An 11309-nucleotide genomic window follows, 5' to 3' on the forward strand; every position below is an offset into this window, starting at 1 on the left:
CACCTTTTCCGCCATCTCTGCGTTGGCCGGCGTCCCTCCTTGTGCGACGTAGCGCTGCTACGTCTCCGCGTCAGTCCTTGCCCGCCTTGACCTGACGAAAAAATCGCGTTTCTGAAGATAGATTGAATTGCTCACGGCAATCAGCAATAGGAGATATCCCTATGGACTTCCAGGAAACCGCTGGCCGCATCGAGAAACTCTTCGCGTCCCGTGCTTTGGATGGTTACGAGATCATGCTCGGGAGCTCCCGCAACCTCTCCATCGAGGTGAAAGAGCAGAAGGTGGATACCTTCAAGTTCTCCCAGCCGGTTGGTGTGGGGATACGGGTGCGCAAGGGTGCGGGGATGGGGTTTTCCTACTCCACGAGCCTGGAGGAGGCGGACCTGGCGCGGATGATCGACAATGCCCTGATCGGGGCAGAGACCCAGACCCCCGATGCGTGTCACGGCTTCCCTCTCCCTCAGGAATATCCGGTGCTGACGGGGCTCGTGGATGAGGACCTGGCGGGGGTGAGCGAGGAGGCGAAGATCGGCCGCGCTCTGGAACTGGAGCGGCTGGTGCTGGCCGAAGACCCGCGGATGCGCAAGGTGCGCAAAAGTACGTATGGCGAGGCGGACTACCGGGTTTTCATTCGGAATTCGCTAGGGGTGGAGGGGAACTACCGCGGCACCTCGGTCTCCAGCAGCGTCTCCGCCATCGCGGAAGCGGACGGCGATTCCCAGATGGGATGGGATTTCGGCTTCAGCACCCGGTTTGCAGGTGTCGACGTGGCTGCGATCGCCCGCATTGCCGCCGGCAAGGCGACAGGGCTCCTGGGAGCGCAAAAAATCATCACCATGCGCTGCCCGGCGGTGTTGGACAACTATGTCGCCACTGAGATACTGGAGGTACTTGCCCCTGCCTTCCTGGCTGAAAGCGTGCAGAAGGGGAAGTCGCTTCTGGCGCGGCGGTTGGGTGAGCGGCTGTTTGCCCCAGGGCTACGCATCCGTGACGACGGTACGCTCGCCGGCGGCATGGGCACCACACCCTTCGACGGTGAAGGGGTGGCGCATCGAAATACGGTGCTCGTGGAAGAGGGTGTTCTGCGGTGCTTTCTCTACGATACCTACTGCGCCTGCAAGGATGGGGAAGCTTCCACGGGGAACTCGGTACGAAGTGGCGTAAAGGGGGTTCCCCACATGGGGGTAACCAACTTCTTCATCGAGAATGGTTCCCGTTCCCGGAACGACCTGTTTGCCGGTATCGAACGGGGCATCCTCGTCACCGACGTGATGGGGATGCATACCGCCAACCCCATCTCCGGCGATTTCTCCGTCGGTGCCGCCGGTTTCCTCATCGAGCGGGGTGAGGTGACCGCGCCTGTCAAGGGAATCGCCATCGCCGGTAACATCCTGGAACTGTTTCGCTCCGTCGAGGGGGTGGGGGACGACCTCCGCTTCTACGGCGGAGTGGGAGCCCCCTCCCTGCGCATCGCCGCCCTGGATGTGAGCGGGCACTGATTGCCACTTTGCGGCTATTGGCAGAGGTTTTCAGTGCCGTTCTTCGTCTAGTATCTCCACCCAGAAGGTACTCCCCCCGCCGGAGGTCTCTTCAACCCACGCCCTCCCTCCGAAGAGGTGGGCGATCTTTTGTACCGTCGCGAGTCCGACACCTGTTCCGTCGATGTTCACCCCGTTCGAGCCCCGGTAGAAGAGGTCGAAGACGCGGTCCCGCTCCCCCGGTGGGATGCCCGCCCCATGATCGCGGACATAGAGCCTTGCCAACGCGCCGCACCTTTCTCCCCCGACTTCGACGGAGCTGCCTTCTTTCCTCCCGTAACGGAGTGCATTGCCGATCAGATTGTCGAACAGTTGGGCGAGGAGGGTCCTGGGTACCCGGAGAGGCGGTACCGGCTCCTGTTGCACCGTCATTCCGGCATCAGCGATCTGATTTGACAGCCCTGCGATGACCTCCTCGACCACGTGGCAGCAGTCCACGGGCTCATCGGGGCGTGCCAGATTGCCCGCCTTTGCCAGAGAGAGGAGGTCTTCCAGCAGTCTGAGCATCCTGTGCCCCTGTCGGTGAATCTCTGCCAGGATGGTTGTGGCCTGTTCATCCAGTTGCCCCTTGTACTGCTCCCTGAGGAACTCGGTGTAACCGATGATGGGGGTGAGGGGGGAACGGAGATCGTGGGAAACGGTGTAGACGAATGCATCCAGCTCCCGGTTTGCCTTCCGCAGTTCCTCTTCCATCTGCTTGCGCTCGGTGATGTCCTGCACCAGTCCCACGCAATAGAGTGGTCGTTGTTTCGAATCAGTGACGCAGGCCAGCGAGGCATACCCCCAAAGGATCTTCCCATCCTTGCGGAGGTACCGTTTCTCGTAGTGAATGTTTTCCTGCCCTCCAGTGGATAGTCTGCCGTAATAGCTGGTCGTTTTTTCCCGATCTTCAGGATGGGTGATGTCTTCGACGGTAAGATGCAGCAGTTCCGATTCACTATAACCGGTGATTGCGCAGATCGCCGGATTGGCCTGGAGAATCTCTCCCGTTGGTGAAATGACAACCATCCCTGCCGCTGCCGTGTTGAACACCGCGCGGAAGCGCTCCTCGCTCTGCCGCAGCGCTTCTTCAGCCTGTTTGCGCGCCGAGATATCCTGCATCTGGGCGACGAAATAGAGCAGTTTCTCGCCATCGTCCCTGACCCCGGTGACGGTGACATGCCCCCACAGGACGGTGCCATCCTTGCGCAGATATCGTTTTTCAAACTCGACGAGGGGCCGTTGGCCGGTCAGTAGCTCATCATACAGTTTTTGCACGAACTCCCGGTCTTCGGGATGGGTGATGTCGCTGACCTTCATCCGCAGCATTTCATCGTCTGAATAGCCGAGAAGCCGGCAGTTTGCCGGATTTACGTGCAGGAAGTCCCCCTCCGGCGATATCAGCACCATCCCGCTGGGAGCTGAATTGAAGATCGATCGGAAAAGGGCCTCGCTCTCCCGCACCGCCTTCACGGCTTGTCGCCGCTCGACGATGTACTGCCAGGTGCGAAGGGATCTAGCGATGATGGCAGGGATATCGGCGAGGATGGAGGGAGACTTGACCAGGTAATCGAGAGCCCCCCCCTTCATCGCCTTGACCGCTTCCGTTTCGTCCCCCTGGGCGGTCATGATGACGATGGGGAATGATGCCTCTTCCCTGTTGACCGGGAGCAATTCGATGCCGCTGCCGTCGGGGAGAACCAGGTCGACAAGTGCCAGGTCCGGTTGAAACCTGGACAGAGCCATGCGCGCTTCAGCAAGGGAGTAGGCAACGGTCAGCCGTATCCGTCTTTTTCCGGCGACAGCCTCACGGATCAACTCCACCGTGGTTTTCGAATCATCGACCACGAGGATGTTGGTTTCTCTCTCGGACCATACTGTATCAGGGCATGACACGATATCAGCTATCTCTTTCGCCATGAATTGAGCACCAGCCTGCGGGGGGACAAGGCACCACATGTAATGCACCGCGCAAAAAGCCGTTCCACCTGCTCCTACGCAGCCCTATGAACCTGCGTTTCATAATCCTTCCGGACATCTACGGAATATCACCTAGTTTCATACACTTCATGGGGTGGGAGTGTCAAGATTTTACCGGATGAGCACTGCCTCTCCGGCTAATGCAAACAAGCAGAGCGCGATGCGGTTGAAACGGTACTGATGCTCACCAGGATACGGTGACGTAGCCTCAACATCAATGACATCGTATGTTACAGCTGCACCTCAGATCCAGGACGGTTAGGATTGACGCTATTCCGGGCATGTCCGTTCACCATATGCTTGCCCAAATCCGCGTCGAAGCTTCCGCAGCCCCTTTTCAGTTGAGCAAATTTCCCCGGTGTGGTATTTTAACCTGTTTTTATTTCCTCAGAACGTTACCAGGAGACCTGTGCATGTTTGGAGCAATCATCAAGAAGATCGTCGGCAGCAAGAATGAACGGGAGCTGAAACGGCTCTGGCCCATCGTGGAGCGGATAAACGCCTTGGAACCGGAGATGGTGAAGCTTTCCGACGATCAGTTGCGGAATAAGACCTTCGAGTTCAAGGAGCGTTACGCCAAGGGGGAGTCTCTTGACGCGCTTCTTCCCGAGGCCTTTGCCGTCTGTCGCGAGGCAGGGAAGCGGGTTCACAACATGCGCCATTTCGACGTCCAGCTCATCGGCGGCATGGTGCTAAACTCCGGCAAGATCGCCGAGATGAAGACCGGTGAAGGGAAGACCCTGGTGGCGACCCTTTCCGCCTACCTCAACGCCCTGACCGGTCGTGGCGTCCACGTGGTGACCGTGAACGACTACCTGGCCAAACGTGACTCCGACTGGATGGGGCAGATATACCGCTTTCTCGGCCTGTCGGTGGGGGTCATCGTCCATGGCCTGGATGACGACGAGCGGCGCGAGGCCTATAATGCCGACATAACTTACGGCACCAACAACGAGTTCGGGTTCGACTACCTGCGGGACAACATGAAGTTTGCCCTGGAAGACTACGTGCAGCGGGGTTTCAACTACGCCATCGTCGACGAGGTGGACTCCATCCTCATAGACGAGGCGCGGACACCGCTCATCATATCCGGCCCCACGGAGGATTCCACCGACAAGTACTACGTCATCGACCGGATCATCCCCTCCCTCAAGAAGGGAGAGGTTATTGAAGAGGAGGCCAACACCCTCTCCGGCAAGCGGAAACGTTACACCGGCGACTTCACGGTGGACGAGAAGTCCAAGTCCGCCACCCTCACCGAAGAGGGTGTCCTTAAGGTGGAGAAGCTTCTCAAGATCGATAACCTCTATGACCCCCGCAACATGGAAATCCTTCACCATGTGCAGCAGGCCCTGCGGGCCCACGCCCTGTACAAGCGGGACGTGGACTACGTGGTGAAGGACGGCGAGGTGCTCATCGTCGATGAGTTCACCGGCCGTCTCATGCCGGGACGCCGCTGGTCCGACGGTCTGCATCAGGCGGTGGAGGCCAAGGAAGGGGTGGAGATCGAAAACGAGAACCAGACCCTGGCCACCATCACCTTCCAGAACTACTTCCGGATGTACGAGAAGCTCTCCGGGATGACCGGTACCGCTGACACGGAAGCGGAAGAGTTCCACAAGATTTACAAGCTGGACGTTGTGGTCATCCCGACCAACCGGCCGCTGCTGCGCCCCGACTTTCCCGACGTCATCTACAAGACCGAGATGGAGAAGTTCAAGGCGGTTATCGAGGAGATCAAGGAACTTTATGCCAAGGGGCAGCCGGTGCTGGTCGGTACCATCTCCATCGAGAAGTCGGAGGTGCTGGCCGAGCTTCTGAAGCGGCAGGGGGTCCCCCACAACGTCCTCAACGCCAAGCAGCACGAGCGGGAGGCGGAGATCGTCGCCCAGGCCGGCCGCAAGGGGATGGTGACCATCGCCACCAACATGGCGGGACGCGGTACGGACATCGTTCTCGGTGGTAACCCGGAGGGACTGGCCCGACAGTGGCGTAAGGGCGAGCCGGAGGCTACCGACGAGGAGTACGGAAAGAAGCTGGCTGAATTCAAGGATCTTTGTGCCCAGGAGCACGATGAGGTGATAAAGCTCGGTGGCCTCCATATCCTCGGTACCGAGCGCCACGAATCGCGACGGATCGACAATCAGCTGCGGGGGCGTTCCGGCCGCCAGGGTGATACGGGGTCGTCTCGCTTCTATCTCTCCCTCCAGGACGATCTGCTGCGGATCTTTGGCTCCGAACGGGTGGCGAAGATCATGGATCTCCTCAAGATCGAGGAGGGAGAGGCGATCACCCACGGAATGATCACCAAGTCCATCGAGAATGCCCAGAAGAAGGTGGAGGCCCACAACTTCGAGATACGCAAGCATCTCATCGAGTATGACGATGTTATGAACAAGCAGCGGGAGGTGATCTACACCCAACGCCGGGAAATCCTGGCAGGAGAAACCATCCGTGAAAGTTTCCTGGAGATGATGGACGAGAGTGTGGAGGACCTGGTCGGGCTCTATGCCATCGACAAGGTGCCGGCTGCGGAGTGGGACTGGCAAGGGGTCGGCGAGTGGGTGTACAAGATATTCGGCTTCCACCTCGATATTCCCCTTGAAACCATGGTGCTGCTCAATCCCGTCAATTTCAAACAACTCCTCCAGGAGAAGGTGCGAGAGATATTCACCGCCAAGGTTGGCCAGTTCGGTGACGAGATGATGGACCACCTGATCAAGGTCATCATGCTCCAGGCAATCGATACCCAGTGGAAGGACCACCTCCTTTCCATCGACCACCTGAAGGAAGGGATCGGCCTGCGGGGCTATGGTCAGAAAGACCCCAAGCAGGAGTACAAGAAAGAGGCCTACCAGCTCTTTATGGACATGATCGGCCGGATTCGCGAAGAGGTGGTAGAGAAGATATTCTGGGTACAGCTTGCCCGCGAGGAAGACGTGGAAAGGATCGAGGAACAGCAGCAGAAAAAACAGCGGCTGGTCTTCAATCTTGGCGGGGACGACGTTCAGCAGCAACCGGTGAAGAGCCAGAAGGTGGGTAGGAACGAGCCGTGTCCGTGCGGGAGTGGCAAGAAATATAAACAATGCTGCGGCAAGTGAGGACGGCCGTCGATACACGCCCATCTGCGGCGTTGTCTTCGTCCCCCGCTTCCTCGACGTAGCGCTGCTACGCCTCACTCCTCGCTCCTTGGCGCCTGGCATCTGGGCAGTTCTCGACGCTCGCGGCGACTGACATTGTACAGAGGTAACCTATGGAAATAAAAGGCTTTAAATTTTCCGCCGTGGAGGCGGCCATCAAGAAACCGGGGCGGCTCGACCTGGCGCTCATCTTTTCCGAGATGCCGGCGACTCTGGCGGCGGTGTTCACCACCAACAAGGTGAAGGCGGCACCGGTCGTGCTGGGGATGGAGCGAGCGAAGGACGGCATCTGCCAGGCGGTGGTGGTGAACAGTGGCAACGCCAATGCCTGTACCGGCACCAGGGGGATGGAGGATGCCCGGGAGACCTCTCGGTTGGTGGCGGAAGGGCTCGGCATTCCCGACGAAGCGGTGCAGGTGTCATCCACCGGCGTGATAGGGGTGCCACTCCCCATGGAAAGGCTTCGGGGTGGGGTGCCGAAACTGGTTGAGGGTCTTGAGTCCGGCGCCCTGGATGACGTGGCACAGGCCATCATGACCACCGACACCTTTCCCAAGCTGGAGGCGCGGCAGGGTGAGGCAGGCGGGGTCGGTTATACCATCGCCGGCATTGCCAAGGGCGCCGGGATGATCATGCCGAACATGGCGACCATGCTTGCTTTTCTCGTCACCGACGCGGCGGTCGAGGCCGGTTGGTTACGGACGGCATTTCGTCAGGCGGTCGACGCCTCCTTCAACGTCATCACCGTTGACGGCGACACCTCTACCAATGATACGGCATTGCTTCTTGCCAACGGGGCGGCAGGGAACCTTCCTATTAAAGAGGGGACGCCGGAAGCGGCCCGTTTTATGCAGGAATTGCAGGATGTAGTGCTGACGCTTGCCCGGCAGATCGTCCGCGACGGGGAGGGGGCCACCAAGTTCGTTGCCATAACGGTCAAGGGGGCTTCTTCGGTCGGAGAAGCCCGGCAGGCGGCCATGGCGGTGGCCAATTCATCCCTGGTAAAGACCGCCTTTTTCGGCCAGGATGCCAACTGGGGAAGGATCCTGGCGGCGGTTGGATATTCGGGCGTTGCGATCGACCCTGACCGGGTGGCACTGTTTTTTGACGATGTCCTGATGGCCAATAACGGTGTTTTTGCGGGTGGAGACGCGGAGACACGCGGTTCGGAAGTGCTGCGCAAGAAGGAATTCACGGTAACCGTCGATCTGCGTCTGGGAGAGGGAAGTGCCACGGTCTACACCTCGGATCTCTCCTACGATTACGTAAAGATAAACGCCGATTACCGGACCTGACGGTGACAGGGGATTTGTGTCGAGGGGTGGACGTTAGTTAAGCTGCCGGATTTACCATCTGGAGGAGCTATGAAATATTTCCTGTCGGTTGCATGTCTGCTGCTGGTCATTGTCTGCGGTGGACAGGCAAAGGCTGCAGAGGCTGGAATAAAGATTACCGAGATGGCGGTAACCACCAAGATAGTCCGGGGGAACCCGATCGATTCGGTACGGCGCATTTCCTGGCGTTCCGTTCCCGCCCTCTTCTGTTTCACCCGTCTTGTTTCCCGTGACGGCGGCGAACAGTTTATTACCCATGTCTGGTACCGCAACGATGTGAAGATGGCCGAGTACAAGCTGCCGGTGCGGGGGGAGCGCTGGAGAACCTACAGCAAAAAGGCCGTGGACAGGGAATCGCCTGGCGAATGGCGGGTGGACGCCCTCGATGCAGGCGGTAACCTCCTCAAGAGCGTAAAATTCAAAGTTAACTGATCGCAAGGGGGATGCATTCCCCCTTCAGTTTTTCCGGGTGGTGCGGTGCGGATTCTCAAGATGTTCGTCATATCCCTCGTAGTCATGGTTACGGCCGTCAGTGGCTCTGCTGAAACGCCACTGCATGGGGGGCAGCATGTGGAGAAGGTCGACCAGCTACTGGAAAGCGCTATTTCCCATGGACTTGTTACCGGTGGCGTCGTCCTTGTCGGCAACCACGAAGGGGTGCTGTTCGAAAAGGTTTACGGCCGGGGACTCGGTGGCCTGGACTCCGCCAGCCTCACCACCGATACTCTGTTCGATATCGCGTCCCTTACCAAAGTGGTTGCCACCACTCCGGCGATCATGAAATTGGCGGAAGAGCGGAAACTTTCCCTTGTGGACCCGGTGGTTAAATGGTTCCCGGAATTCTCCGGCAAGGGGAAGGACGACCTTCTTGTCCTCAATCTGCTGACCCATACCTCCGGGCTTGACGATTTTCCCCTGTCAGCGGACAACCCTCGCCAGAGTGCCATTGAGGGAGCTGCCCAGCAGCGCCTGAAGGGGGAAATCGGGAGCCGGTTCAGGTATGCCGACATCAATTTTATCCTGCTTGGTGAGCTGGTCAGGCGGGTGAGCGGGGTCGGCCTCAATGAGTATGTTGCGGACAGATTCTATGGCCCGCTAGGGATGCGGGATACCGGTTTCAAGCCCGACCCGGCCAAGGCGATTCGTTGTGCGGCAACGCGGGGGTCGGATAATCAACTGTTACAGGGGCAGGTCCAGGACTACCCCGCACGCCAGCTGGGAGGAGTGGCGGGGCATGCCGGACTGTTTACCAGTATCCACGACCTGGCACGCTTCTGTCGCATGATTCTTAACGATGGGGAACTGGATAGTGTCCGGGTACTGTCAGAGAGGGCTGTCCGGCAAATGACGGTTCCCTATTTCTCCCGAGGGGGAGGCGTGATGCGGGGACTAGGCTGGGATATTGCCTCACCCTTCTCATCCCCCAAGGGAAACGGTTTTTCCCGTTATTCTTTCGGCCATACGGGGTACTCCGGCAGCTCGATCTGGATCGATCCGGCGACCGATACCTTCGTGGTGCTGCTTACCTCACGGGTTGAATATGCAAAAACAAAGGAATTCAATAGGTTGCGGAGTGAGTTGTCAACCTTGGCAGCGAGTCTTTTTGCGGTTCCGCCGGAATTGGCCGGTATGACCCGCGACGCTGACGAGTAAGGATGGCAAATGGTAAATTTCTTGACAGGTTGTGGCCATTGTGCTAGCTTCTGCGCACCTGTGCAGAGTTTAGGACACTTCCCGACCAACTATTTCCGCGGAGGAGGGTTCGATGGGCAATAAATTGCTCCTCGCCGATGACAGCATCACCATTCAGAAGGTCGTAGGGATAATCTTTGCCAATGAGGATTATGATCTCACCGTGGTTGACAACGGGAACGCTGCGCTGGACAAGGCCAGGGAGCTTTTGCCCGACATCATTCTCGTGGATGCTCTCATGCCGGGGAAAACGGGCTATGAAGTCTGCGCGGCTGTCCGCCGTGAGCCGGCACTCAAACATGTTCCCCTTCTCCTTCTGACGGGCGCCTTTGAGCCCTTCGATGAAGGTAAAGCCCGCGAGAGCGGTGCCGATGACTTCATTTCCAAGCCCTTCGAATCCCAACATCTCATCGATAAAGTTAAAACGCTGATTGAACTCGGCAAGGAACGGCAAGCCGGGCAGTCCATTCCCCCCGCGGCAGAGCCGATTTCCGCGCACCCTGTCCCGCCTGCGGTTGCACCCGAAGCAGTCGTGGAGCCGTTGGCAGCGGCAACCGCCGTTTTTGCGGCCGAACCTGAACAGATACCGACTGCAACGGTCGAGATGGAAGAGATGCTCTTTGCCGATTTGGACGTGCCGGCAACAGCTTCGGTCGCCGCGGCAGCCCCACCGGCAGCGGCAGCTGTCGAGGCCGAATTGGTTGAAGTCTCTCCGGACGACGATTTGTGGGGGGCATTTGACCTGGAAGAACTCCCGGAAGAGAATCAGGTCGAATTCGGGACGGTCGTTGCCGAAGAAGAGACCTCTGCCGTGGAAGAGGTGGAGGTGGCGGACGAGTTCGTCTTTGCCGAAGAGGCGGAAGTCGGCATCGTAGAACCTTCCACGGTCATGGTTGAGCCTGCCGGAGATTTCGGCGACAAGTGGTTGCCGGTAGATGAACAGACCTTCGATTTCCGGGAGGAAGACGCGTTCCCCGAGGAGAGCATACCGGAAGCGGATCCTTTTGCTGAGCTGGCAGCCGGACCGGAAGCAGGACAGGACGAGATGGCGGAGTTCCTCGCCGAACCGGTTTCGTCGGTCATCGAACAGCCGTTCGCGCCAGAAGAGGAGTACGTGCCGGTCCTTGCCCCTGTTGCCGAGCCGGAGCCGGTAGTCGCTCCCGCACAGGAGATGGACCTGCAGTTTGCTCCCGAGGAAGAGTACGTACCGTTTGTCCCGCCAGAAGAGGCTGAGACCCCCTCGATGGCTGTCGTTGCAGCCTCGGCCGCTGCAGCTGTCGCTGCTGTCAGCACTGTAGAGCCGGCTTCTGCAACACCGACGCCGACTCTCGCTCCACAAGCGGAGTTGAGCGAAGAACAGCTGACGGCACTGGTGGCCAAGATATCGAAGGACATTATCGAACGGATCGCCTGGGAAGTCGTGCCCGACCTGGCGGAAAACATTATCAAGGAAGAGGTTCGTCGTCTCAAGGAAGGCGCCTGAAGCGCCTAGCCGGCAGTGCCCGGCGGATCGAACTTTTAATGCAGACGAACGGGGGATTTGATGAATCCCCCGTTTGATTTATGTCTACCTCAGATTCCACGGCAGGACGGATAGTGCGAAAGCACGGCTTGCCCGACTCAATACACAACATATGAAGAGGTTG

At 58.7% G+C, this 11309-nt stretch carries 7 protein-coding genes; 6 read left to right on the forward strand and 1 reads right to left on the reverse strand.

Annotation, left to right across the window (positions count from 1 at the left end; genetic code table 11):
• Positions 1 to 161: 161 nt before the first annotated feature.
• The gene (locus LDN04_RS10815; RefSeq protein ID WP_223910058.1) at positions 162 to 1499 is read left to right on the forward strand and encodes a TldD/PmbA family protein; all 1338 of its coding nucleotides are present in this window, start codon (positions 162 to 164) and stop codon (positions 1497 to 1499) included.
• Positions 1500 to 1529: 30 nt separating this feature from the next.
• Here LDN04_RS10815 and LDN04_RS10820 read toward each other — a convergent pair whose 3' ends face one another.
• Positions 1530 to 3437, reverse strand: coding sequence for a hybrid sensor histidine kinase/response regulator (locus tag LDN04_RS10820; RefSeq protein WP_223910061.1), 1908 nt, complete (start codon positions 3435 to 3437; stop codon positions 1530 to 1532).
• A 473-nt stretch (positions 3438 to 3910) separates the two neighbouring features.
• On the opposite strand from LDN04_RS10820, the gene secA reads away from it, so the two are divergent.
• The 5 genes from secA to LDN04_RS16890 all read left to right on the forward strand — a co-directional run bounded on the left by secA (position 3911) and on the right by LDN04_RS16890 (position 11146).
• The gene (gene secA / locus LDN04_RS10825) at positions 3911 to 6598 is read left to right on the forward strand and encodes a preprotein translocase subunit SecA (RefSeq protein WP_223910063.1); all 2688 of its coding nucleotides are present in this window, start codon (positions 3911 to 3913) and stop codon (positions 6596 to 6598) included.
• Between the two features lie 152 nt (positions 6599 to 6750).
• On the forward strand, positions 6751 to 7932 hold the full coding sequence (argJ, locus tag LDN04_RS10830; RefSeq protein ID WP_223910066.1) for a bifunctional glutamate N-acetyltransferase/amino-acid acetyltransferase ArgJ: 1182 nt from the start codon (positions 6751 to 6753) through the stop codon (positions 7930 to 7932).
• Between the two features lie 69 nt (positions 7933 to 8001).
• Complete coding sequence (locus LDN04_RS10835; RefSeq protein ID WP_223910070.1) at positions 8002 to 8403, forward strand: DUF2914 domain-containing protein; 402 nt, start codon at positions 8002 to 8004, stop codon at positions 8401 to 8403.
• 45 nt (positions 8404 to 8448) lie between these two features.
• The gene (locus tag LDN04_RS10840) at positions 8449 to 9624 is read left to right on the forward strand and encodes a serine hydrolase (protein WP_223910073.1); all 1176 of its coding nucleotides are present in this window, start codon (positions 8449 to 8451) and stop codon (positions 9622 to 9624) included.
• Positions 9625 to 9736: 112 nt separating this feature from the next.
• On the forward strand, positions 9737 to 11146 hold the full coding sequence (locus LDN04_RS16890; RefSeq protein ID WP_276572185.1) for a PleD family two-component system response regulator: 1410 nt from the start codon (positions 9737 to 9739) through the stop codon (positions 11144 to 11146).
• Positions 11147 to 11309: the final 163 nt, after the last annotated feature.

Origin of the sequence: Geobacter sp. AOG1 (genome assembly GCF_019972315.1) — a bacterium.
Taxonomy (GTDB): Bacteria; Desulfobacterota; Desulfuromonadia; order Geobacterales; family Geobacteraceae; genus Geomobilimonas.